Origin of the sequence: Paenibacillus sp. FSL R5-0908 (assembly GCF_038006245.1) — a bacterium.
Taxonomy (GTDB): domain Bacteria; phylum Bacillota; class Bacilli; order Paenibacillales; family Paenibacillaceae; genus Paenibacillus_AQ; species Paenibacillus_AQ odorifer.
On record NZ_JBBOUV010000001.1, the window covers coordinates 1,560,288 to 1,584,738 of the forward strand.

The following is a 24,451-nucleotide window of genomic DNA, read 5'->3' on the forward strand; positions in this document are numbered from 1 at the left end:
CAGAGGGAGGATTCTAGCAATGACGGAACGTTTAGTAGGTAGACCGGCTCCCGATTTTACTATGGAAACCGTATCAGGTGATGGTAAGGATTTTGGTAAAGTAAGCTTGTCTGATTATCGTGGCAGATGGCTCGTATTCTTCTTCTATCCGCTTGATTTCACATTTGTATGTCCAACCGAAATCACAGCTCTCAGTGACGCAGCAGCACAGTTTGAAGCACTTGATACAGCGATTCTCGGCGCAAGCATCGATTCGATCCACAGCCACAAAGCTTGGATTAATACCCCTAAGGATTCCAACGGCCTGGGTCGTTTGAATTTCCCGCTTGCAGCTGATATTACGAAACAAGTTTCTAAAGACTATGGCATTCTGATTGAAGAAGAAGGTATCGCATTGCGTGGCTTGTTCATAATCGATCCTGAAGGCGAATTGAAATATCAAGTCGTTAACCACAATGATGTAGGCCGCAGCGTGGAAGAAACTCTTCGTGTTCTGCAAGCCTTGCAATCTGGTGGCTTATGCCCAATGAACTGGAAGCCGGGCGATAAGAATCTGTAAACTTTAGAACGTTATCATAGTGATCTTTGATATTCTGATTTCTACCTCCTTGCAGAAAATTTTCTGTAAGGGGGTTTTTTGCACCAAAAGATCTTGTATATCTAAATAGATTTGAAAATAGGCGCGAAAAGTTATATTATGTCCTCGAGTGGAGGAATCTCCATTGGGGTAATGTAATACAATAATAAACAATCAAAGGGTTATTTCTAAGGAGGGCGAACAAATATGAGCTTTTGCTGTGGAGCGAGTATGGTAGGAACAAAGGGGACCCTAAAACATTATCGCACGCAAGTCCATAATGTTCCCCTGCTTTTTTGTCCGGTATGTCATCGTGTGGAGGTTCACTACAAGGTCGAGAATGAATATGAGATCTTAGCGGAATATGCACATGGAGATGGTGTTACCGACGTGGACTTTCAGGACTATGTCATGGAAGACGAAACTGCAATATTCGAGAACGTCATTAACGTCGAGAGTGAAGATCCTCTAGCCGTTGTACGCAATCAAATCGATATGGCGCTTGACCTGCTAGCTGTAGCCAAACAGATTGAGGATACCAAGTGGGAACGGGAATTGAAAAAAAGGTTAGCAGTGATGAGTCAGCGCCGTCTACGCCTGCAACAAAAGGCATAAGTTTATTACTAATTTTTTGGGCATGCCCCATTTTTCCATGTAAGCCTCCGCAATCGCGGGGGCTTTTTAGCTTTTTATAATCCTTTTTAGTTTTTCGTGATCCTTTTTAGATTTTTTTAAATCATTTAGGCGAATAAATAGCGATAAATATAATTTGATGTGATGTTTCATATGTCTTTGGAATCATTTTATGAATTTTTTTACCATTCGACAGTTTCTCCGATTGCGTTGTCTAGTTCTCTTGGATATGATTGGAATATAATTGAACCGGTTGGAAAAAGTGCAACGATTACCGAATGTTCTGGCGGCTTCGTCATACACTCAAATACATAGTAATTTGATGTCGCTTAAGCGTCTTCGTCAAATGCAGTAAAAGGGGGAACTTCGTATCGTGATTAGCCAATATCAAGAAAGTCTTCTATTACCGGGAAGAACCTATCAAACTGGACCTGTGGATACTACATACGAGGATGTTCTAGAGAATATTGACAGCGGAATCATGCTTTTTGATGAAGAGGGAGTTATAAGTTTTGTAAATAAGCAAATGTACGGGATGCTTGAGCTTACCCGTCACTCTCTTGTGGGCTGCACATTTTCCCATCTACTGTCTAATGTTCGACTGAGCCGTTCCAAGAAAAAACAAGTAATGCAGAGCTACAGAGAGATGGTATACAAAGGAAAATCAAATTATGAGTTTCTAGACGAGTATGGCCGTTACTGGAAGGTTACTTTATGCTGCGGAGAGCAAATGAAAGGATGTTATTTGTTCACTGTCAAGGAAATCTCGGATTATAAGTTAATCGAACAAACGGCTTACCAGAACGATAGCTTGGCTATGCTAGGCAAATTATCCGCATCTATTGCCCATGAAATCCGGAATCCTTTGACCGCGATCCGGGGATTTATTCAACTGCTTCATCCATACTTGCACCAACTGGGGAAAGAGGAATATGCCAAGATTATATTGGCCGAGATCGATCGTGCGAACGATATAATCCATGAATTTCTGTCCTCCTCTAAGCCGTCAGTTCCGCAGGTGGGGATGATACCCGTGTCGGCATTGCTCAAGGAGGTTGTTCTCCTTACAGAGAGCGAAGCTTTAATGAAAGGCTGCCAGATCAATCTTCAGCCTCTTCAAGAGGACATGGTGATTTCTGGAGATGTCAAACAGATGAAGCAAGTCGTGCTTAATATGATTAGAAATGCAATGGAGGCTGTAGCGGATCGAGAAGATGATTCGATGGGGAAAATCGAGGTTGGTGCCCGCAGAGAAGGCTCTGAGGTCCGTATGTTCATATCTGACAACGGTAAAGGAATGGATATTCGTACACTGGACAGGTTATTTAATCCTTTCTTTACTACCAAAGAGAATGGTACAGGATTGGGTCTTTCCGTAAGTGACCGCATCATCAAAAATCATGGCGGATGCATTTCTGTTAGCAGCAGAGTTAACGAGGGTACTCATTTTGTGATCTCTTTGCCACTAATCCATTAGAATAAGTAATAAGAGGCTGATCCCTGCGGATAATACAGATGCGGAGATCAGCCTTTGCTTATGTTACAATGGGTGTTGGTTTTGGGAAACAAATGGAGGTAATCGCAATGAATATAGAATACAACAGTGGTGTTGCCAACAATGTGCAGGGTGATGCCCTTATCCTTATTACTTCTGAGTCTGAGGTCGAAAATGGAGGCTTTTCCGAGGGCTGGGATGACAGAATTCGCCTATTGGGAAAGGCAGGTCTATTTAAAGGCAAGCTTAATCAGACTTATGTACTACCTGCTGAGAATTCATCTGGTTGTCCTGTTGTTATTTTAGTTGGCAGGGGGGACCAACTTCTCACGACTGAGGATCTAAGGCAAATGGGGGCTCAGACAGCCCGTGCAGCGCTTCGTTTGAAGGCGCTCAAGCTGGTATTTGAAGTGCCGGACAAAATACAGGAGCTTACCGTAGAGAAGGATGTGACTTCTATTGCTTATGCGCTGACGGAGGGACTATTGCTTGGTTCCTATCGTCGGACTACCTATAAGCAGGTGCAGTCTTTTTATACAGGCCCAACAGCAGTTGTTTTCACTATAAAAGAGAAATTAGAGGGTACTACCGGACGGGATTGGACTCAAGGCATTCAGAAGGGGCTAGCTTTTGGTGAGGCCACGAATTTGGCGCGGAGCTTGACCAACATGCCTGGTAATCTATTGACCCCCTCAGACCTTGCTGTGGCCGCTATAGAGGTTGCAGAGCGATATGGCTTTCCTTCTGAGGTGCTGGATGAACGGGAAATTGAGCAAAAAGGAATGGGCGGATTGCTCGCAGTTGGAAAAGGAAGTGTAAACCCTCCACGAATGATCGTCATCCGTTATCAGGGGACAGGGAATTGGGATAACGTAGTGGGGCTTGTAGGGAAGGGAGTTACCTTTGACACCGGCGGGATCTCCTTAAAAAGGGCACCAGGTATGGAAGAGCTGATTAGTGATATGGGAGGGGCAGCGGCAGTACTCGGAGTAATGGAGGCGCTTGGCCGCTTACGTCCACGAATTAATGTCGTTATGGTTATTCCATCTGCAGAGAATATGCCATCTGCCAATGCTTTTAAGCCTGGAGATGTTATTACCTCCATGAGCGGACGAACGATAGAGGTGTTGAATACCGACGCTGAAGGCAGAATTGTCCTGGGAGATGCGCTGACTTATGCTCGGGAATGGGGAGCGAAACGTATTATAGATGTAGCTACGCTGACAGGCGCTGTGTTGTCCACTTTGGGAGATATAGCAACAGGTGCTGTGACTAATGATGAAGCCTTTCTGGAGCGATTTCTGGCCGCTTCAAGCTATTCAGGGGAAAAGGTCTGGCAGCTTCCGGCATACCCGGAATTTCGTGAGATGCTAAAGAGCGAGGTTGCCGATATCCGTAACACTGCTGGAAGATATGGTGGAGCTACTACAGGCGGATTATTTGTAGGTGAGTTTGCTGAGGGCTTGCCATGGATTCATCTAGACATTGCTGGCACTGCATATGTATCTAAAGAACGTGGAGTTAATCCTAAGGGAGCAACAGGTGTCATGGTTCGTTCTATCATTCAGTGGCTGCTGAGTGAAAGCGAGATCTAAACATCCGGAGAGCTGTCCGTTCTAAACAACAAGGGGTGTGCCCTAAACCAGAGTCTGGTTTAGGGAACACCCCTTTATTGAAATCCAAGAGCAGAAGCTTAAACAGTACCACTGGATTTTTTGGCCTTCGATTGGGAAGTGTAGGATTGAATGCCGTTCATAATTTTATCGCGAGTTCCCTTATTCTTCAGTAAATATACTGCTCCCAATGCGACCGTTGTAAATAATGTCTTTTTGGTATTCATAGGAATTACCTCCTTGGTATTGTCTGTAGTTGCTTATAACAAACATACCCGTTAGTTAAGGAGGCTAAACGATAAATCTCTATTTATTGCCCATTTTACAAGCCTACTTCTTGTTGTTAACCGGTGTAGAACAACAAGAAAGCGGGGAATCCATCGATGCTGCCGAGCAGCTTTTTCCTTTATCACAGCCTGCACAAGCGCCTTGCTTTCCCTTTTGCACATGTCGATAGATGGTCCAGCCAGAATAACCGAAAATTAAGGCGACAATCACAACATTTATCATAATGGTACCCCACTTTCATCATGAGAATCTTATAATTTACAAGTCTACGACCATCCTAATAACCGTCCGCCTTGAAAAATAATTAAAGATACGATATACGCCAGAACGAGAGAATAGCCCATGGAGAAGAAGGTCCATTTCCAAGACGCTGTTTCTTTTTTGATTACCCCTACAGTAGCCAAACAAGGAATATATAGCAGGATAAAGGCCATAAAGCTGATCGAACTCAATGGTGTGAAGACTTGAGAAATTTGATTTTCTAAACCAGCAGCATCTGGTGCGTGATAGATGATATTCATGGTAGAGACTACTACCTCTTTTGCCAAAAATCCCGGAACCAATGTAGAGCCAGCCTGCCATGTTCCGAAACCAAGCGGTGCCAGTAGCGGGGCAATCATACCTCCAAACTTAGCCAGGAAGCTGTGATCCATGTCTACATCAAACCCGCCAGGACCGGCATAAGACATAAACCAAATAATTGCTGAGCCTGCAAGAATAATAGTTCCAGCTTTTCGCAGGAAACCCTTGCCCTTTTCCCAAGTACTGCGCGATAAGGTCTTGATCTGCGGCATACGATAAGGTGGAAGCTCGATCATGAAAACTGAGGATTCATTTTTGAATAAATATTTAGAGAATACCTTACAAAGAATCAGCGCAAACACAATACCCATCACATACATGGACAGAACTGCTACGGCCTCTTGCGCCGGGAAAAATACTGCTGCGAATAAAGCGTAAACAGGCAGTCTCGCAGAACAGGACATCAGCGGCATTAGCAAGGTGGTCAGCATTCGGTCTTTGGGCTGTTCGATGCTGCGCGCCGCCATTATGGCAGGTACATTGCAGCCGAAGCCAATGATGAATGGAATAAATGCTTTTCCGTTTAGTCCCATACGTTCCATCGTGCTGTCCATTAATAAGCAAACCCGAGCCATGTATCCTGAATCCTCCAAGAAGGAAATGATCAGGAAGAGAATGAAGATTTGCGGGACAAAGACGAGGACGCCCCCTACACCGCTAATTAATCCATCGACGATCAGGGCATGCGTGAAGCTGGATGCTCCAAGCGTCTGAAGCAGGGAATTGGCCCCATCACTAATCGGTCCGGAGATCAGGCCATCAAGGAGATCTGATAGAGGTCCGCCGACCCAGTCAAATGTGGTCTTAAAGAGAGCGTACATAAAGAAGATAAATAAGGGCAGTCCTAGAAAACGATGCGTCAATATGGAATCTAATCTTTCTGTTAAGTTATGAGGCTTCTGTGTTGTAGTATCAAGTACTACCTCACAAATGGAGTGGATATAATCCATCCGCTGTGAGCGAATCCATTGGGGGAGCGTCAGGGCCAGCTTTTTGATCTGTAGCTCACTCTGACAGGATTCACAGATGTTTAGCAGGCGGGTGGTGTCCATACGTGTCTTTAGAAAATGAAGAATAACCGGATTCTGCTCCATAAGCTGTAGAGCAATCCAGCGGTGATTGGGTAAGTCCTTGATAGGAAGTAATTCCTTCTCTATAGAAGATATCGCATGCTCTACAATCTCACCGTAGTTCAACTTGAACTTTACAGCGGGAATCGCAGAGGATTTCTCTAAAATACTGAGGACTTGTGCGCAGCCTTTTCCCGTTCTTGCAACAAGCGGGAGGACAGTTATACCCAGTCGTGATTGTAAGACTTCATGATTGATGCGAATTCCACGTGCATTGGCGACGTCAATCATATTCAGTCCGAGTAAGGTAGGTTTGCCATACTCAAGTAATTGAAGCGTGAGCAGCAGATTTCGTTCCAGCTGTGAAGCATCCACGATATTAATTAAGGCTTCAGGAGATTCTTCTATTAAATACTGGGCAGCAACTCCCTCATCACGTGAGAGTGGGTGCAAGGAATAGATGCCCGGCAAATCAATGAGCTTGCCAGCGCCGTTCTTCAGGCTGCCAATCTTCTTTTCTACCGTTACCCCTGACCAGTTACCAACATATTCGTATGAGGAGGTTAACGTATTGAAGAGAGAGGTTTTACCTGTATTTGGGTTACCTACAAGTGCTATTGAACTCAAGACACGTTCACCTCAATCAATGAAGCTTCCTTCCGGCGGATGGCGAACAGTTGGCCATTGCATTCTAAGGTAATAGGTCCTAAAAAAGGTCCTTTCCCTTTCAGGCGAATGCTCACACCCTCGGACACTCCAAGATCAGCCAGACGACGACGCAGGATGGGGTTGATTCCTTCTATTTTATAAATATATCCGGTCGATCCCGGTTGTAGTCGCAGTAATGAGCAAGAGGTAGAAGCCATTTTTATCCCTCCAAAAGAGACTGATAATCAATCTCAATGATTTTCTTGTAATGTAGCATTTTTAGGGCTTATTTACTGTGATTATTGTCGCTGACACGATGTGGTAATAGTATTAAAGAGATGAAGATGAAATTCCTTTACATTTTATTCTTCATTAAAGTATGATTATACGATATAAATTGCATAGTAAAGCTATATGTTATAATGATTGCAATAGTTGAAGGGAGATAATTATGAAGACTAATCAATGTAAGATTGTTGACTGCACCATCCGAGATGGGGGCCTAGTGAACAACTGGGATTTTAGTGTGGAATTTGTACAAAACTTATATGCCGGCTTGAATGAAGCTGGTGTTGATTATATGGAAATCGGTTATAAAAATTCACCAAAATTACTCAAAGGAGCAGAGGGTGCCGGACCATGGCGTTTTCTAGACGATGATTTCCTGCGTAAAGTGATTCCGCAAAAAGGTCACACCAAGCTATCTGCTTTGGTTGATATCGGCCGCGTGGATGAAAATGATATTTTGCCTCGCAGCGAAAGTATGCTGGATTTGATTCGTGTGGCATGCTACAGCAAAGATGTAGAAAAAGCCCTCCAATTGGTACAAACTTTCCATGATCTAGGCTATGAGACAACGATCAACATTATGGCTTTGTCTAATGTTATGGAGAATGAATTGTTGGAAGCTTTTGAAATGATCCGTGAGAGCGTTGTTGATGTGGTATATATTGTAGATTCATACGGCAGCTTGGATCACAATGACATGAATTATCTGGTTGAGAAGTTCAAAACACATCTGCCAAACAAACGTCTAGGCGTACATACTCACAATAATCTTCAGTTGGCGTTCTCCAACACGTTGATTGCTGCTGAGAATGGTGTAGAGTTACTGGATGCTTCTTGTTATGGAATGGGACGAGCTGCAGGAAATTGCCCTACAGAGCTGTTAGTAACTCATTTGAAGAATACACGTTACTCCTTGCGCCCTGTGCTTGATATTATTGAACGCCTGATGATTCCTTTGCGTGAGAAAGAGGAGTGGGGCTATATCATTCCTTATATGATCACAGGTACACTTGATGAGCATCCACGTTCAGCAATGGCACTTCGTGCCTCTGCAGACAAGGATAAATCCGTTGATTTTTTTGATAAGCTAACAACACCAGAAGTAACCTTTGGAGACAAATAAACTTGAGTTTCTTAGAAGCACTGAACCCTTTCGTAGGGGGAAGTGCTTTTTTGGTTGCCTGCTAGCAGAAAATGGTTTATATTTATGCAAGATTTATGAATATATAACTTATAAACGCGCCTTCCATTTGAATGCTCATAAAAGAAATGTAACTTAAAAGTCCTATCCCGCCGATATTTATACATAGGACATAACTATACTTGAATGTTAATTAATAGATATTATTTTCAGACGCGAGGGACTTATGAGACAAGAAGAGAAAAAGACAATTCAAGCAGCTGCTGTAGGCGCCTTGCTGTTCCTTTTAATTCAAATTTTCCATACATCGCTTAACCGATTGGACGATTGGGATATTATTTCTTCTCTCTATCTCATTGTCGGCTGCTGTAATGTTGCTTTTGGATTTGCAATATTTGCACAGGGCTGGTTATTCTTCTCTAGCAGATTATCTAAAGGAAGATTATATGCCGCTGCTCTTTTTGGTGGAATATGTATTATTGATTTCTTGCATACACTGGGGTTTGTCGGCGTCCCGTTGATTTCATCATTCATAACTTTTGAAGAATCTTTATGGCTGCGAACCCTCTCACGACTAATCAGCGGTTTAGGAATGTTGTTTATTTTTAGCAGGGAAGATAAGCCCGTGTCTGTCTCTGAAAAAAGAAAATTGTTTAGAATAGCCTTCATGCTGATTGTGCTTTCCATTGTTTTGTTTATAATCAGCCACTCGGCGTTGCCACAGTTTTTAACTAAGCCTTGGATGAATCCTTTGAAGCAGATTGCTGATTTAGCAGTTCTTTTTGTTTACTTGGCAGGTGTTGCAGTTATTGTATTTCCTGAAAAAAGTGAAAAGTCAGCCTCACTTCTTATTATTATTCGAGCACTTATCTTTTTCTCTTTGGGCCAAGCCTTTTTTATGAGTCCATTCAGTAGTGGCAATATAGATGATCTTTTTGGAATGGTGTGTAGCGGAGTTGCTTACTACTTGCTGCTTACCGGAGTATATCGTCTGACGATTGAAGAACCCTTTTACGAAAAGCAGTTGGCTGAGGAGCGGATCAATTATTTAGCCTATCATGATGATTTAACGGGACTTCCCAATAGACGTCGACTGACGCAGCGTGTAGAAGAAATGATTATTGCTGGGGAAAAGAATACGAGCGATAAATTCTCAGCGTTAGCTATTATGAATATTAATCATTTCAAGAATATAAATGACTCCCTGGGCCATTTTGCCGGAGACCATTTATTGAAGCTGGTGTCTGAGCGGCTTGTGAATGAGGCCAAATCTACTGAAGAGCTTTATAGTATGGGGGCGGATGAGTTCGCTTTTCTTATGATGGAGAGAGCAAGTCTTGGAGAATGTTTAGTTCGAGCTACGGAGCTGCATCGATTATTTGAGATACCTATTGCTTTAGAGTCGGGGGAGTACCATATATCGCTTAGTATGGGTTTAAGTATTTATCCCGGTGACGGTGAAACTGCGGAACATCTAATTCAGAATGCTGATACGGCTGTACATAATGCCAAGGAACAGGGAGTGGAGATTCGCCGGTATATCCCAGCTATGCAGATGAAAGCAAAGGAACGTCTAAAGCTGGAAAATGACCTCCGCAGAGCGCTTGAACGCAATGAATTCTTTCTGGTGTATCAGCCAAAGGTTTTGCTGGAGACGGAAGAGATCGTAGGAATGGAAGCCCTGCTCCGCTGGAATCATCCGAAGCGTGGTCTGGTCTCTCCTGCGGAATTTATCCCGTTAGCTGAGGAGAGTGGCCTCATTGTTCCGATTGGGGAATGGGTTCTCAAAACAGCTTGTCTGCAGAATAAAAAATGGCAGCTGGCCGGCTATGTGCCGATTTGCGTCTCCATCAACCTATCTATGCGGCAATTCCTTCAGCCTAATCTAGCAGGGAGGATTCATACCATCTTAACCGACATTGGATTAGATCCGTGTTATGTCGACCTTGAGATTACTGAGAGTATGACCTTGGACAAAGAAACAGCCTTTGATCAGCTGAAACGTCTGAAAGAGCTTGGTGTCTTCATCAGTATTGATGATTTTGGTACAGGCTACAGCTCCCTGCATTATCTAAAGAACATGCCGATCGACAGATTGAAAATCGACAGGTCGTTCGTATCAGAGGTTATGGAGGACAGCAACAATGCTGCTATAGTCTCTACAATCACTTCTATGGCGCATCATTTGAAGCTGAAGGTTACAGCTGAGGGTGTTGAGAACAAGGAGCAGCTGCAGTTTCTGCGTGAGCAGCATTGTCATGAAGCTCAAGGATTTCTGTTCAGCAAACCTATTCAGCCAGCAGAGTTTGAGGCGATATTTTTAAAAAAGGCACCCCTCGGCGCTTCCCTGTAAACTAAAAAAATGTTGATTTTTACTTGTAGGGATGATACAATATCTCTTGTATTCACTTTCTAGTGCGGGTGTAGTTCAATGGTAGAACTTCAGCCTTCCAAGCTGATAGCGTGGGTTCGATTCCCATCACCCGCTCCATAATTCAAACTTCCAAATCCTTGCGATGCAAGGATTTTTTTATATCCCATCAGCCTATTAATGGTTGGTGGGATTTTGTTGTTTATACTATTTGCCTAATGGAAAAACTTTAATATAGCGTACTTTTAAGAAAAGGTTGTGAAACTTTTGAATGGTGCAAAGATTGCGTTCCTATCTGTACTTAGCAATACATTTATCGTTTCTTTAAAGCTTATGGTCGGAGTACTTACAGGTTCAGTAGCAATTATCTCGGAAGCGATCCACTCCTCCTTAGATTTAGTTGCTTCGTTGATTGCTTTTTTCTCGGTCCGATGGTCGAGTCGCTCTGCGGATAAAGCTCATCCTTATGGTCATGGCAAAGTGGAGAATATCTCAGGGACGATTGAAACGTTGCTTATTTTTGTAGCTGGATTCTGGATTATAAATGAGTGTGTTCATAAAATAATGAATCCAACCGCAATCGAACTTCCCTTTTTGGGCATTATTGTGATGGTGGTCGGAGCGGGGATTAATTATATGGTTTCGCGCAAGGTTAAAAAGAAGGCAGACGAACTTCACTCTGTGGCTATGAAATCGAATGCTCTGCATTTGCTTACGGATGTTTTCACCTCTTTGGGGGTTGCATTCAGTTTATTATTGGTCACCCTCACTGGATGGACGATCCTCGACCCTGTCATTGGGATTGTGTTGGCTCTGTACATTATGGGTGAAGCCTATAAACTTCTAAAGGAGTCATTTCCTCCGCTGTTGGATGCACGATTAACTGAGGCAGAAGAAAATGAAATATTACGTGTCATAAAGTTATTTCAAGGGCGATATATTGAATTTCATGATTTTCGTACCCGACGATCTGGTCCAGAAGAATATGTCGACTTTCACCTTGTGATTCCTTCTAAAATGAGTGTTGCTACTGCGCATCAATTATGCGACGAAATTGAACAAGCCATTCAAGGCATATTTGAACGTGCTCAGGTGTTAATTCACATTGAACCCGAACATGAACAGTTGGCTAACAAACCTATATTACATGAAGGCTAATAATGGTGATTACTCACAGATTTTCTCTGCTATTTCAATATTTTGTTTTAAGTGATATGGTGATTATATCTCTTTTATATTCATTCTATATGGGGGACAGATAATGATCGCTTATTTAAGACCTTTAATAATAAGTAGCTCAGTTAAAAGCTTGATTTTTCTTTTAATAATATTGGTGATAGCAATGGTATGGTGGTTTTATAAATGGACTAAGTAATGATGTTTTTTTGTTTGGCCGCATACTAAAAAGCCAGGCTCCCAATTTAGGGATCCTGGCTTTAATTGTTTGTAGGTATCTTATACAGTCTTTAGGAACTCAACGATGGTGAGTAATCCCTTGTCGAAGTTCTCCAGGTTGAAATGCTCATCCGGTGCATGCAGGTTCTCATCATCGAGACCAAAGCCCATCAGAACGACGGGTGCTTCCAGCACACGGGAGAAGCTCTCCATGATCGGAATGGAGCCGCCGTCTTTGGTGAAGAGGGCACGGGTTCCATATACTTTGCCATATGCGTCTGCTGCAGTTTGCAGAATAGGATTCGACGGATCGATGTTAAAGGCACGTGCCTTCTCCATTTGCTTAACATGCACTTTCGCTCCGGTCTGAATATTAGCTTTCAGATGTGCTTCAACGGCATCGAGGATATGCTGTGGATCCTGATCGCCAACTAAGCGGCAGGTAATCTTCGCATGGGCTTCTTTAGGGATAACCGTCTTACTGCCTTCCCCTTGGAAACCGCCGTATACGCCGTTAAGCTCTAGCGTAGGACGAGCGCCAATCCGTTCTACAAAGGAATAACCTTCTTCGCCGTATAACGATTCCAATCCAAGACCTTCGCGGATTTTATCTTCATTCACACCTTGCTTCACGAATTCTTCCCGCAGCATTGGGGAAAGCTCAGGAACGCCCTCATAGAATCCGTCTACAGATACACGTCCTTTGTCGTCATGAAGTGAGCTTAGCAAAGATACTAGGGCATGCAGTGCATTCGGAACGCCACCGCCGTAAGAACCGGAGTGCAGGTCTGTCAAAGCAGTAGTTACGTCAACTTCAAGGGAAGCTAGACCACGTAGCCCAGTGCAGATGGCAGGACGACCGCGTTCCAATAGGGATGTATCGGAGACTAACACCGCATCCGCAGCGAGCTTTTCTTTATTGGCTTCAAGGAACGGAGGCAGATTCACACTGCCGATTTCTTCTTCACCTTCGATGCAAAGCTTGAGATTCACAGGAAGAGTACCTTCTTGTTTCAGGATCGCCTCAATGGCTTTGAGGTGAACGAATACTTGTCCTTTGTCATCTGTTGCTCCGCGTGCATAAAGCTTGCCATCACGAATCTCTGGTTCAAATGGAGGTGTGGTCCATAGGTTTAATGGATCTACTGGTTGTACATCGTAGTGACCATACACGAGAATGGTTGGTTTGCCTGGAGCATGAAGATAATCGGCATATATAACGGGATGTCCCGCTGTCGGATGCAACTCAATGTTCTCAAGTCCGGCTTTTTTCAGGGTGTCTGTCAGCCAATGGGCTGCCTTCAGTACATCGTCCTTATGTTCAGATAAGGCAGAAATACTTGGAATTCTGAGCCATTGTTTTAGTTCTTCGAGATGTTCATCCCGGTGGGTTGAAAAATACGTTTCGTATGACATAGTGAGTATGTACCTCCTTAAGTTTTGCTGCGCAAAACCGGCTTTGTAAGCGCCTGGGCATAAGCTTATTGGCCATGCGTGACCGTCTTGTTTAGCATTCTATAGGAACCATTATACTGGAGAACTCACTATGGATCAAAAGCGATGGGGCAAACCTCTCACCAGATGATTGTAGCCGGTGTCACACCTTGGGGAAAAGTATCCTCAGCTTTGCTTTTGTCCATATACATTTCATACCAAACATCAGCGATGATTCCTGGATCTGTAGCTGTGCCGGGTTTAATGAATACACCAAGTGCTAAATGACCTACATAGATTCCTTGTGGAGCCAAATCTGCATGCAGGTTAAGTGCGTAGTTTCTTAATCCGCTAAGCGCAATGCCTACATTACCCATCATCTGCATGGGATAGACGGAGGACAATCCGGTTGTGAACAGCAGTGCGCCGCTGCGTTTCTCCAGCATCTCAGGCAATACCTGTGCTACGCTGCGGATAGCGGCTACAACCAGTGCCTGAAAGGCATCCTGTGCATTTTCTTCTGTTACTTGTGAAGCAGGAGTAGGAGGGTGATTTCCACTTGTCGGGCTGAATTCGAGCACATCGATAAAGCCGTATTTTTTCTTGATATTATCGAAGGCTGTGGCTACTTGTTCTTTATTGTATACGTCGGCAGGAAAAGCAGCAGCCTCAATATTCAGTGCTTGCAGTTCCTGAACAAGGGTGTTCAGCTTCTCTTCATTTCGAGAGATTAATGCCACTTGAAATTCGTTGGCTCCGAATTTTTTGGCGATTGAGAGTCCTAGGCCGGGTCCAGCACCCATGATGGCAATGGTCTTTTTCATGATTTATTAGTTCCTTTCCGGTTGTTGATTACTAACAGTAACCATGATAAGCTGAATAGGCTTGAGGGACAAGAAGGCACTATTACATGCTTAAGTTACATGGAGGTAACCACAGTTGGAACATTCAAAGGAAGAACCCACCCGGTTCATGCCGATGCTGGAGGATTGCTCCATTACCCGCCAGATTCTGGACAGGGTCGGAGACAAATGGAGTGTACTGATCATAGTCAATTTAGGTGCTGAAGCTTTGCGGTTCAAAGAGTTGCAAAGGCGCTCTGGAGGGATATCACAACGGATGCTGACCCAGACCCTGCGCCATTTGGAACGGGATGGATTAGTTTGGCGTAAAGCGACGCCTACAGTCCCATTGACTGTGAAATACGGTCTGACGAGCATAGGAGAATCATTGTTAGGACCTTTAACCTCGCTTGTGGACTGGGTCAACAAAAACAATGGGAAGATCGCCAAAGCGCGTATAGATTATGACCACCAGCACGACACACAGGAGTAACAAGACAGCAGAACAATTCACTGGGATAGAGGATGGATTATATTGCATAAGGAAAGTGAAACCAACACATTTATTTATACTTACACCTGTTCAGAGGACGAGTTATCGCTGTGTCAGATGGAGCTGCGATGTCTTTTTGGCGAGCAGGTGCCGACTGCTCTTTTTAAGAGTGAGGTTGAGGTGGATGTCAGCCGCAGTCCCTTCATTAAAGAGCGGATTGATGTAATGTATGAAGGGGATAGTCTGCCTGAGATTTATGATCAAACGGAGCAGGTGGAGCTTGGCGGCAAGACGTTTAAGGTTATTTTTGTGAAGACCAACGATCTGGGCCCTGCAGACAAAATAGAGTATGATGAGCGCAGAGTGATCGAGCGGGAAATTGGGTTGCGGATTGAAGGAGAAGCGGATGTTAACCATCCGGAGCTGGTATACGGCATTGTTACGTTGGGTGGACGCTGGTACTTCGGATCTTATCATAAAAACAAGGCAACTTGGTTCCGCCAAATGAAGAAGCCACGCAGCTATTCTATCGCGCTTAGTACACGTGTAGCCCGTGCCGCGGTTAATATGGCTATTCCGAATCCTGAAGGTATACGTGCTATAGATCCTTGCTGCGGTATTGGAACTGTAATGGTAGAAGCCTTGTCAATGGGAATCGATATGGTTGGACGTGATATTAACCCTATGATTGCTACCGGTGCGAGAACAAATATTGCCCATTTTGGATTCACCAGTGAGGTAACGCTTGGGGATATTGCGGATATCACTGATCATTACGATGTAGCCATTGTAGATATGCCATATAATCTATATTCTAGTATTACACCTGAGGAGCAGTTCGCGATTCTAGTGAATGCGCGCCGGATTGCAGATCGGGTGGTTATCGTTGCGATTGAACCGATGGATGAGATGATCACTGAAGCTGGATTTACAATCATAGACCGTTGTGAAGCTAAAAAAGGAGCCTTCTCGCGTCATTTAATGCTTTGCCAGTAATCCTAATCAGGTACCGAAAAAGGGGTGCAGCAATGGAGCAGAAATGGTTAACGTGGGCCAAAGAAATTCAGGCCATCGCACAGACTGGATTAACTTATGCTAAGGATGTTTATGATATAGAACGGTATCAAGCTTTGCGGGAGCTCAGTGTAGATATCCTCGCTAATTATACCTTTGAAAGCAAGGAGAGAATTAGACTCTCCTTTGCGGGTGAAGGGGGTTATGCTACCCCAAAAGTTGATGTCCGTGGTGTTGTATTCCGGGAGGATAAAATTCTACTTGTTCGCGAGAAGTTGGACGGGAATTGGGCGCTTCCTGGTGGCTGGGGAGACATTGGACTGTCCCCGAGTGAGGTTGTTGTGAAAGAAATCAAAGAGGAATCGGGTTTTGAGGCAGAAGCAATTCGCTTACTGGCTGTATTAGATAAGAAATTTCATAACCATCCTCCGGAGCCTTATCACGTGTACAAGTTCTTTATTTTATGCCGCATCGTGGGCGGAGAGGCAATGGAAGGGGTAGAGACTAGCGAAGTTTCGTTTTTTGCAGAAGATATGCTGCCTGAGCTTTCAGCAGAGCGGAATACAGAGGCACAGATTCGGACGATGTTTGAATATTTACGAAATCCGGAAAAAGTAGTAATATTGGACTAAGAATCTGCATATACTGTATGACTTCCGTAAATTTAAGTTTTTAATTATTCAAAATTTGGTTAATATCTAATATGTAAGCACTTACAACGTTTTGGCCGCTGAGCCTTTATATCTACCAAAATTCAAAATTTTAATTTTTTGGGTCGAGCGGTCTACATTTTTTCCTCTACTGTGACGATAAGATATTTTAGGAGGGGATCGCATGGAACAAGAAGAATTGAGCATTCCATTGAAACAGGAAAATGTGGTGCGTCCTGCAGAAGGCAATATTGCCACTGGGCTGGTTTGGGGTATCTTAATCAGCATTCCGTTATGGATCTCTGTTATTGGCTGGATTTTGGGATTTTGGCACTAAACCATAAATTAATGAGGATCTAATTCTGTTGAATTTATAGTATACACAAAAGGCTGTCCCTTCTTTGTGGAAGAGACAGCCTTTTGCGTTTTTTGAAGATCTTAGCCTTTTGTAAATACCACTTTGAAATTCTCACAAACAACTTTCATCTTTGGATCAAAGGGTTTGTTTAAGAATTTTAAGGATTCTCGGGTGAAGAACTGCTCATGATCATACCGCCATGACTTAAGCGTCCGGTCACCTTCTCCTTCAGTATAGGCAAACTCAGCGCTAACCTCATCAAAAGGTATAATTTGTACATCTGTAGTAACAATTATTGCCTGCGGATCACCAGAACCATCCAGCACGATACTGTGACCGCCGACTTGCGGAAACGTCTCGTCACAAGTTTCAAATATATCATAATTTGAAGCAGTTCCTGTCTTAATCCCACGAATCACCAGATCGAGCAGTTCATCGGCCATCTGGGGACTGTCACCAAAGGCCCACGCGTCATAGTTATCCGCTGTTTGTGGATGAAGCTGGGTATATTCTTTCCATAACAACTTAATTTTCTCTTTGTTGCTCATATGCTCATCTCCTTATAGATTAATTTATAGATCAGTTGTCTCCATCCATCCTGTATAGAGCTCATCCAACTGTTCCTGTATCGCATCACGTTCTTGTTGTAGTTCAGCAAGTTCAACTGCATCGCTGCTGATCAGGGGCTCTAACATCTTGGCATCGATCACGCCAAGGCGTTTCTCTACCTCTGCAATGGCCGTTTCCCAGTCGAAGTTGTTGTTTTTCCTACGGGAACTGGAGGATTTAGCGTTGGATTCTTTCCCTGAATTGTTAGATTGAGGCTTATCAGAGCCTGAACTTGTTCGTTCTGCAGAGAAAGGTTTAGCTTGATCCGCAAAAGAGGGAGCTAGTAATGCTTTTTCAGCTTGTTTTTCCTTGTAATATTCATAGTTTCCGTTGAACACTCCAAACCGCCCGTCTTCAATGGACCATAGTTTGTGAAATAGACGATTGATGAAATAACGGTCATGAGATACCGCCAGAACTGTGCCTGGAAATTCCTCTAGTGCTTCTTCGAGTGCTTCACGAGAATCTATGTCCAGATGATTGGTCGGCTCATCGAGAATCAGCAGATTTGGCTTGCGATGCATTAGTACAGCGAAACGCAGGCGGGTCCATTCACCACCGGACAGATTCGTAATGTCTTTGAATACATCGGGACCATAGAATAGGAAACGTGCAAGCTGCCCGCGAGCTTCACCTTCTTCTAGTCCAGCTTCTTCGCGGAAGTAGCGGAGTACAGACTGTTTGTTATTTTCCGGAACAGCCTCTTGTGCGAGGTAGCCGACCACAGTTCTTGAGCCGAGTGTACAGCTTCCGCTGTCCGGGGTTTCTTGCCCTAAAATAATTCTTAAAAGTGTACTTTTACCTGCCCCGTTACCGCCGATGAGTGCCGTAGTCTCTCCGTAGCGAAGTACTTCGTTTGCCTCTGCGAAAAGGCTTCGCTGACCATAGGCTTTTCCGAGATCCTCCAAAATGACAACCTGATTACCGGAACGGTCATTTTGCTGTAGCTGCAAATCCATCGATTTGCGCTCCAGAATAGGACGTTTAACCTTCACCATACGATCCAGTGCTTTTTGCATGGATGCTGCTCTCCGGTAAAAGGAAGGGTTAGGAGGGGTCCCGCGATTGCCGAAATCAATGAGACGTTTGATGCTTTCCTGCATTTGTTTTATTTTTTTCTGCTGCTCTTGATAATCAGCAAATTGTTGAAGAAGCCGTGTTTCCTTCTCCACTTGATAGCCGCTGTAGTTGGTGTGGAAGGTAAAAGCCTCGCCATCTTCAATCTCGATGACTTTCTTGACTACAGCGTCCAGAAAGTAGCGGTCATGGGAAATCGCCAGCACTGTTCCATCATAACTCTGTAAAAATTGCTCCAACCATTCGATGGCATTCATATCGAGATGATTGGTTGGTTCATCCAGTAGAAGGATGTCTGGACGGCGCAGCAGCAGCTCCGCAAGTCCGACTTTTGTTTTTTCTCCTCCTGAAAGAGAGGCGAACAGTCGGCTGTATTGTCCGGTTCCGATCCCGAGACCCGAGACTACGCGCTGAATAGAGGATTCGATCTCGTACCCTCCGGCGGCCTCGAACTTATCCTGCAAGCTGCCATATTCTTTAAGCAGCCGATTCCAGAGGGGTTCATCCGTTCCGCTGTTAAAGCTGGACATTTCCAGCTCAAGCTCCCGCAGGCGATGCTGCCATTGCAAAGGTTCGGCAAAGCTGCGCTGCAGAACATCATATACGGTTTCTTTTTCGTTAACTTCTTGAATTTGAGCTAACAGACCTACTACGCTGCCTTTGCGTATTGAGATTTGCCCTTCATCGGGGCGTTCCTCCCCGTTCAGCAGGTGGAATAGTGTCGTTTTGCCACAGCCGTTGCGGCCGATCAGGCCGATTTTTTCCCCTTGGCGGATATCGAAGGTGATGCTATTCAGCACGAGTTGTGCCCCGTGGTATTTTTGAACATTTTGGCATTGGATGATCATTTATATTCTCCTTTAAGAATGCCCTTCGCACCGCCAGTACCCTAAATGGCTCCGAAATCCTGTAAAAAACCATAAAAAAAGACCGTAGGGAAATTTCCCCACGGCCTTATCATTCTCCGGTTAACTGATCCGTCCGGGTGATGGCAGGAAAGGCATTTCACAATTGTGTAGTGTTATTAAATTCATACAAATGGACAGACTTCTCCCGTTATCGCCATTTACATGAGCAATGCCAGCTATCGCTTTAGGTAGCCGACTCATAACACTGTTGGTCCAATTGTGATCCATTCCTTCCACACCCCTCTCTTAGTAAATTTAATGACAGTGTAATCAAAAATCAGAAAATAAGCAAGTAAAAAGATGTCTTTTACACAGCATAGAATATGGAAAATAGAATAATATGGTTCTGTAGTGGGGGGCAAGTGGCTAAATTTAACGGATGAAAAGAGGAAGAGATATGGCACTTTTTGACGGATTAATGGGCAATGCATCGCAAGTGAATCTTACGGAGGTCCAGCGGGAATACGCACAAATTCTTGCTCCTCAGGAGAAAATCGAACGTGCCTATAAGCTGATTAGAGATATGTTCATTTTTACGGACAAGCGGCTTATTCTGGTGGATAAACAAGGTCTGACGGGCAAGAAAACAGAATATCATTCGATCCCTTACAAAAGCATCTCGCATTATTCCGTGGAGACGGCAGGGCATTTTGATCTGGATGCGGAGCTATGTATCTACATTTCCAGCAGCACGCTTCCGGTGAAGAAGACCTTCAATAAATCCGTAAATATTTACGAGGTGCAGGCCGTGTTGTCGCAATATATTTTAAAATAAATTGTTTATTCGGTGTTCCAAAGCACAAGCCCCCCCTAAGTAAAAGTGGCTAAGATTACTAAGGTTGGATTCAGCTAGATATATCTGAGATAGGCAGCCAGTGGAAGAAATAGGTTAGAGACATATCCGAGATAGGTAGGCATTTGGTGGCAAAAGGTGACTAGACATATCTGGGATAGGTAGCCATTTGACGGTAAAAGGTCACGGTAGTACGCCATGGTAGTATGCGGCTCCCTGTAATTAAAATGATTTTATAATATTCGTAGACGTGAATCTACAAGGTTAAACAAAGATAACCTCTTATTTGTGCATGGCTCACAAAAAGAAGAGGTTTATTTTGCGTTTCAGCGTAACCGATTGACAAAGGATTTTCGTGTAATGTTAAATGACACTAATTAAACCTGAAGTTATAGGGGCTCGCAGAGGAACCTGGTGCAGAAGATAGGAAGATTGAATATGTTGAAGAATCCCGCCGCAAAAACAAGGAGTTGGGACATGATGGTGAACTCATAAAACTTAGGGGGATGGGCATGAGGAAGAAACCCGTAAAATTTAGGGGGATGGGCATGGCGGAGTAATCCGTAAAAACATAGGGGGATGGGACATGGCGGAGAAACCCGTAATAGGCACAAAAACTATGGTAGTTAGCCCACATTATTTAGCCTCGGCTGCTGGTGCACGTATGTTGGAAAAAGGGGGGAATGCCTTTGATGCAGCGGTGGCGATCAGTGCGACATTAGCTGTAGTATATCCGCATATGACGGGGCTAGGCGGAGATTCCTTTTGGTTGACCTATAACACGCAAGAGGCACGTGTTCGGGCCTATAACGGAAGCGGGCGCTCCGGGTACGGAGTCCGCAGAGGCAGCTATGCCGGGGATGCTTTTATTCCGCGGCGGGGGATTAGCAGCGCCATTACGGTGCCGGGGATGGCAGACAGTTGGGATGCCATACTGAGTAAGTATGGCCGCTTTACGCTGGCGGAAGTACTGGAGCCTGCTGTTGGTTATGCTTTGGAGGGGTTTCCGCTGTCGCCGGATCAGCGGAATAACACGGCTGTTGCGGGCTCTGCGCTGTCGCCGGAGGCGGCAGCGATTTACACGCCAGGCGGCGTGATTCCTTGTGCTGGATCGCGATTCCAGCAAAAACAGCTGGCAGCCACCCTGCGGACATTGGCGGCGGGTGGGCGGGACGCTTTTTATAAGGGGAAGATTGCGGAGGACATCTGTGACTTTATGCTGGCAGCTGGCGGGTATCTGACTCGGGATGACTTTGCGGATCATCAGGGCGAGTGGGGCGAGCCGCTTCAAACGGATTATCACGGGCATACGGTGTACCAAGTGCCGCCTAACTCTCAAGGTTTCACAGGACTAATGAGTCTTAATATGTTGGAAAATTTCAACTTCGAAGCAATCGAACATGGATCGTATGAATACTACCACCTGCTTGTTGAAGCGTTGAAGCTAAGCTTCCGCGATCGGGATAGGGTGCTTACGGATCCGGATTTTAGTGCTATACCTTTGGAGCAGCTGCTGGATAAACGTTATGCAGGACAATTAGCGTCTGCGATCTCGATACAAAAAGCTGCGCAACTGACAAGTCAGCCTATCGGCAGTGATACAGCTTATGCTGCGGTTGTGGATGAAGATGGGAATGCGGTCTCTTTTATTCAGAGTCTGTATTTTGAATTTGGCTCGGGCGTGGTCGCTGGGGATACTGGGATTCTGCTGCAGAATCGAGGTTCGTTTTTTTCGCTGAACCCCGGGCACATCAATACGCTTGAGCCACATAAGCGCAGCTTCCACACACTGATGCCAGCGATGGCCTGCCGCGAGGGAAAACCTGCAATTCTTTATGGGACGCAAGGTGGCGAAGGTCAACCACAGACTCAAACTCTGCTGCTCACACGGATGCTGCATTATGGCATGAATCCACAAATGGCTGTGAATGCGCCGCGTTTTGTGTGGGGGAGAACGTGGGGAGAGCCTACGCAAGAACTGAAGGTGGAGAGCAGGGTAGCTGATGAGGTGCTGGCAGATTTGGCCGCAGCCGGTCATATTGTCCGGAAAGTAGATGACTACGATGGGGTTATGGGGCACGCTCATGTGATTTCGATAGATGACAATGGATACCGCAGTGGGGGGACGGACCCGCGCTGCGATGGTGCGGCGATTGGGTGGTAAGTATAGGAATGATGGAGCGACCGGAAGGACTCTGAAGGAATCGTAAGAGGGGGATTAAGGAGCTAACGGGCTATGAAGGAGTCGTAGAAGAAAGATGAGGGAGCGAAAGAGTGGAGGAGGGGCGTAGGTGGAAAGACCAGGGAGCAAAGGGACTGCTGGAGGAATCGTAGGAAAAAAGGTGAAGAATTCGAAAGGCTGCTGGAGGAATCGTAGGCGAGATTGTGTGGGATCTGAAAGGCTGCTAGAGGGATTGTAATAGTAATGGTGAAGGGAGGAGGAGTAATTATGGTTTTGGATAATCGGTATGGTGCGTTTATAGATCCTGAACTTACGGTTGAGAGTTTAGGTAGCGGGATATTGGATGGACTGACCTTTGCAGTAAAAGATGTATTCGCTGTAGCTGGACACAGCTCTTCTGCAGGTAATCCTGATTGGCTGCATAGCCACCATCCGTCCACGGCAAATGCGGTGGCTGTACATCGTTTATTGTTGTCGGGTGCTACACTTCGTGGTGCTGCCCATACGGATGAGCTGATGTATAGTCTGGGTGGTGAGAACCATCATTATGGAACGCCAGTTAATCCGCGTGCTGTAGGTCGTATTCCGGGCGGATCTTCAAGTGGTTCGGCAGTAGCGGTAGCTTCTGGTAGTGTTGATTTTGCGCTCGGTACGGACACCGGTGGCTCAATTCGAGTGCCGTCCTCCTATTGCGGAGTATATGGCTTTCGACCAACGCATGGCGCTGTGGATTTTCAAGGTGTTATTCCATTATCTCCGGCTTTTGATACCGTTGGCTGGATGTCAGATCGTTTGGATGTGCTCCAGAAGGTAGGGGAAGTGTTGTTTGTGGCTGGGAGTATATCTGTGAAGACGGCGAAGAAAATAGAAAGTAGTATAGAGGGAACTGTAGGGAAGAGCATGGAGAAGAATGTAATGAAAAATTTAGAGAACAACCTAGAGGGAGACATGGTGAAGACTGATGAAAATAATTTAGAAATGAGCCAGAAGGAAAGTTTTGAAACGATTTTGGAGAAGCGTATTGAGAACAGTACGGAGGAAATTTTAGAGATTGGCTCGGAGAACAAGGCGAAGAAGAAAATAGAAGACAAAACCAAAATGGGTACTGTATTTGTTGCTACTGACTGTTGGGCTCTGGTTAATCTGGAGGATGCAGCTATTTTATCGGAGGGATTAAGGTGTTTGCGATCCGGGGCAGATCATCTCATAGAGATAGAGATTGCTTTGGAGGGGTTAAAGGTCTGGATGGATGTTTTTAGAGAATTGCAGGGGAATGAAATTTGGGAAACTCATGGCGTTTGGATTGAGAACAAGAAACCAGTTTTTGGACCTGATATTGCAGCGCGATTCTCGTGGGCTGCTAGTTTGGCGGAAGAGGATCATAGTGTTGCGAAATGTAAGCAAAAAGAGATTTCTAATCAGTTGCGCTTGCTGCTAGGGGAGAACAATTGTCTTGTGATTCCGACAGTTCCGGGACCAGCGCCGCTGCGTGGAGGGGATTTGCGCCAATTGGAGGAGAATCGTAGTGGTGCGATGATGTTGAGTTGCATAGCAGGGTTGGCGGGTTTGCCTCAGGTAACAATACCTATGCTCTCCACAAGTGGATTGCCACTGGGATTATCCGTTATTGCCGGACATGGTCAGGATCTCCGGTTACTCTCTTGGGTGAATGAAGTGTGGCAGCAGTCCTGAGATGCTGGCTGCAGTGGTCTTGAAAAAGCGATACTAAACAGATCGTAGCTACTGAACAACATAGCTTGATACTTTTCTAGTTACTGTTAACCGGTACTCCTCCATTACCCTCTTGGAATACACTCTTGGATTATACTTTTGGAATACACTCAAGGAATATACTCTTGGAGTACATTCTAAGTACATTCTAAATACACTCTAGAAATACACTCTAACGCCACACTCACTTATTCGTTCACAAATTAACGGAATACACATGTGATTCCCTCCTGCTCTTAGTTTTATTGATACCGGGGAG

At 44.8% G+C, this 24,451-nt stretch carries 23 protein-coding genes and 1 tRNA gene; 15 read left to right on the plus strand and 9 right to left on the minus strand.

Annotated features, from left to right (window positions below; genetic code table 11):
• The first annotated feature begins 19 nt into the window (after positions 1–19).
• The 4 genes from MKZ09_RS07035 (at position 20) to MKZ09_RS07050 (ending at position 4,300) form a co-directional block, all read left to right on the plus strand.
• Positions 20–559 (plus strand): peroxiredoxin, encoded by a 540-nt coding sequence (locus MKZ09_RS07035; protein ID WP_076206268.1) that lies wholly within the window; start codon positions 20–22, stop codon positions 557–559.
• A 225-nt stretch (positions 560–784) separates the two neighbouring features.
• Entirely contained in the window at positions 785–1,192 is a 408-nt protein-coding gene (locus MKZ09_RS07040) for a hypothetical protein (protein WP_036680100.1), read from the plus strand.
• Positions 1,193–1,583: 391 nt separating this feature from the next.
• The gene (locus MKZ09_RS07045; RefSeq protein ID WP_076136215.1) at positions 1,584–2,687 is read left to right on the plus strand and encodes an ATP-binding protein; all 1,104 of its coding nucleotides are present in this window, start codon (positions 1,584–1,586) and stop codon (positions 2,685–2,687) included.
• A gap of 107 nt (positions 2,688–2,794) precedes the next feature.
• Positions 2,795–4,300, plus strand: coding sequence for a leucyl aminopeptidase (locus tag MKZ09_RS07050; RefSeq protein WP_076136336.1), 1,506 nt, complete (start codon positions 2,795–2,797; stop codon positions 4,298–4,300).
• Positions 4,301–4,398: 98 nt separating this feature from the next.
• Here the strand turns inward: MKZ09_RS07050 and MKZ09_RS07055 are convergent, their stop codons facing one another.
• The 4 genes from MKZ09_RS07055 to MKZ09_RS07070 all read right to left on the minus strand — a co-directional run bounded on the left by MKZ09_RS07055 (position 4,399) and on the right by MKZ09_RS07070 (position 7,124).
• Positions 4,399–4,545 (minus strand): hypothetical protein, encoded by a 147-nt coding sequence (locus MKZ09_RS07055; protein ID WP_172628785.1) that lies wholly within the window; start codon positions 4,543–4,545, stop codon positions 4,399–4,401.
• Positions 4,546–4,648: 103 nt separating this feature from the next.
• Entirely contained in the window at positions 4,649–4,828 is a 180-nt protein-coding gene (locus tag MKZ09_RS07060) for a FeoB-associated Cys-rich membrane protein (RefSeq protein ID WP_038569228.1), read from the minus strand.
• 44 nt (positions 4,829–4,872) lie between these two features.
• Complete coding sequence (gene feoB, locus MKZ09_RS07065) at positions 4,873–6,885, minus strand: ferrous iron transport protein B (protein ID WP_036680095.1); 2,013 nt, start codon at positions 6,883–6,885, stop codon at positions 4,873–4,875.
• A complete protein-coding gene (locus tag MKZ09_RS07070; RefSeq protein ID WP_076206266.1) occupies positions 6,882–7,124 on the minus strand; it encodes a FeoA family protein in 243 nt (80 codons plus the stop codon). Before MKZ09_RS07070 ends, feoB begins: the two co-directional genes overlap by 4 nt.
• A gap of 233 nt (positions 7,125–7,357) precedes the next feature.
• Between MKZ09_RS07070 and MKZ09_RS07075 the strand changes: the two genes are divergently transcribed.
• From MKZ09_RS07075 to MKZ09_RS07090, 4 genes are all read left to right on the plus strand, one after another.
• The gene (locus MKZ09_RS07075; protein WP_170914180.1) at positions 7,358–8,317 is read left to right on the plus strand and encodes an aldolase catalytic domain-containing protein; all 960 of its coding nucleotides are present in this window, start codon (positions 7,358–7,360) and stop codon (positions 8,315–8,317) included.
• Positions 8,318–8,561: 244 nt separating this feature from the next.
• Entirely contained in the window at positions 8,562–10,688 is a 2,127-nt protein-coding gene (locus tag MKZ09_RS07080) for a putative bifunctional diguanylate cyclase/phosphodiesterase (RefSeq protein WP_076206263.1), read from the plus strand.
• A 64-nt stretch (positions 10,689–10,752) separates the two neighbouring features.
• Positions 10,753–10,826 (plus strand) — tRNA-Gly (locus MKZ09_RS07085).
• Positions 10,827–10,973: 147 nt separating this feature from the next.
• A complete protein-coding gene (locus MKZ09_RS07090; RefSeq protein ID WP_076136219.1) occupies positions 10,974–11,864 on the plus strand; it encodes a cation diffusion facilitator family transporter in 891 nt (296 codons plus the stop codon).
• 297 nt (positions 11,865–12,161) lie between these two features.
• Here the strand turns inward: MKZ09_RS07090 and MKZ09_RS07095 are convergent, their stop codons facing one another.
• Both MKZ09_RS07095 and MKZ09_RS07100 read right to left on the minus strand, forming a co-directional pair.
• Positions 12,162–13,517 (minus strand): dipeptidase, encoded by a 1,356-nt coding sequence (locus tag MKZ09_RS07095; RefSeq protein WP_076136221.1) that lies wholly within the window; start codon positions 13,515–13,517, stop codon positions 12,162–12,164.
• 158 nt (positions 13,518–13,675) lie between these two features.
• A complete protein-coding gene (locus MKZ09_RS07100; RefSeq protein ID WP_076206261.1) occupies positions 13,676–14,359 on the minus strand; it encodes an SDR family NAD(P)-dependent oxidoreductase in 684 nt (227 codons plus the stop codon).
• A 115-nt stretch (positions 14,360–14,474) separates the two neighbouring features.
• Between MKZ09_RS07100 and MKZ09_RS07105 the strand changes: the two genes are divergently transcribed.
• The 4 genes from MKZ09_RS07105 (at position 14,475) to MKZ09_RS07120 (ending at position 16,871) form a co-directional block, all read left to right on the plus strand.
• Positions 14,475–14,870: a winged helix-turn-helix transcriptional regulator gene (locus MKZ09_RS07105; protein WP_256717707.1), complete on the plus strand. Its 396-nt coding sequence runs from the start codon at positions 14,475–14,477 to the stop codon at positions 14,868–14,870.
• Positions 14,871–14,912: 42 nt separating this feature from the next.
• Complete coding sequence (locus MKZ09_RS07110; RefSeq protein ID WP_076136224.1) at positions 14,913–15,866, plus strand: RNA methyltransferase; 954 nt, start codon at positions 14,913–14,915, stop codon at positions 15,864–15,866.
• 32 nt (positions 15,867–15,898) lie between these two features.
• Entirely contained in the window at positions 15,899–16,516 is a 618-nt protein-coding gene (locus MKZ09_RS07115) for an NUDIX hydrolase (protein ID WP_076136226.1), read from the plus strand.
• Positions 16,517–16,718: 202 nt separating this feature from the next.
• The gene (locus MKZ09_RS07120) at positions 16,719–16,871 is read left to right on the plus strand and encodes a hypothetical protein (RefSeq protein WP_155288093.1); all 153 of its coding nucleotides are present in this window, start codon (positions 16,719–16,721) and stop codon (positions 16,869–16,871) included.
• A gap of 101 nt (positions 16,872–16,972) precedes the next feature.
• Here the strand turns inward: MKZ09_RS07120 and MKZ09_RS07125 are convergent, their stop codons facing one another.
• From MKZ09_RS07125 to MKZ09_RS07135, 3 genes are all read right to left on the minus strand, one after another.
• Positions 16,973–17,440, minus strand: a complete 468-nt coding sequence (locus MKZ09_RS07125) for an ASCH domain-containing protein (protein ID WP_076206249.1) — start codon at positions 17,438–17,440, stop codon at positions 16,973–16,975.
• Positions 17,441–17,464: 24 nt separating this feature from the next.
• A complete protein-coding gene (locus MKZ09_RS07130) occupies positions 17,465–19,426 on the minus strand; it encodes an ABC-F family ATP-binding cassette domain-containing protein (protein WP_076206247.1) in 1,962 nt (653 codons plus the stop codon).
• Positions 19,427–19,546: 120 nt separating this feature from the next.
• Positions 19,547–19,714 (minus strand): hypothetical protein, encoded by a 168-nt coding sequence (locus MKZ09_RS07135; RefSeq protein ID WP_162636617.1) that lies wholly within the window; start codon positions 19,712–19,714, stop codon positions 19,547–19,549.
• 169 nt (positions 19,715–19,883) lie between these two features.
• Here MKZ09_RS07135 and MKZ09_RS07140 point away from each other — a divergent pair, with 169 nt between their 5' ends.
• The 3 genes from MKZ09_RS07140 to MKZ09_RS07150 all read left to right on the plus strand — a co-directional run bounded on the left by MKZ09_RS07140 (position 19,884) and on the right by MKZ09_RS07150 (position 24,153).
• The gene (locus tag MKZ09_RS07140; protein ID WP_036680049.1) at positions 19,884–20,261 is read left to right on the plus strand and encodes a PH domain-containing protein; all 378 of its coding nucleotides are present in this window, start codon (positions 19,884–19,886) and stop codon (positions 20,259–20,261) included.
• Between the two features lie 604 nt (positions 20,262–20,865).
• Complete coding sequence (gene ggt, locus MKZ09_RS07145) at positions 20,866–22,443, plus strand: gamma-glutamyltransferase (RefSeq protein ID WP_076206244.1); 1,578 nt, start codon at positions 20,866–20,868, stop codon at positions 22,441–22,443.
• A gap of 285 nt (positions 22,444–22,728) precedes the next feature.
• Positions 22,729–24,153 carry an amidase family protein gene (locus MKZ09_RS07150; protein WP_370511179.1) on the plus strand — a complete coding sequence of 475 codons (1,425 nt, stop codon included), beginning with the start codon at positions 22,729–22,731 and terminating at the stop codon, positions 24,151–24,153.
• Positions 24,154–24,451: the final 298 nt, after the last annotated feature.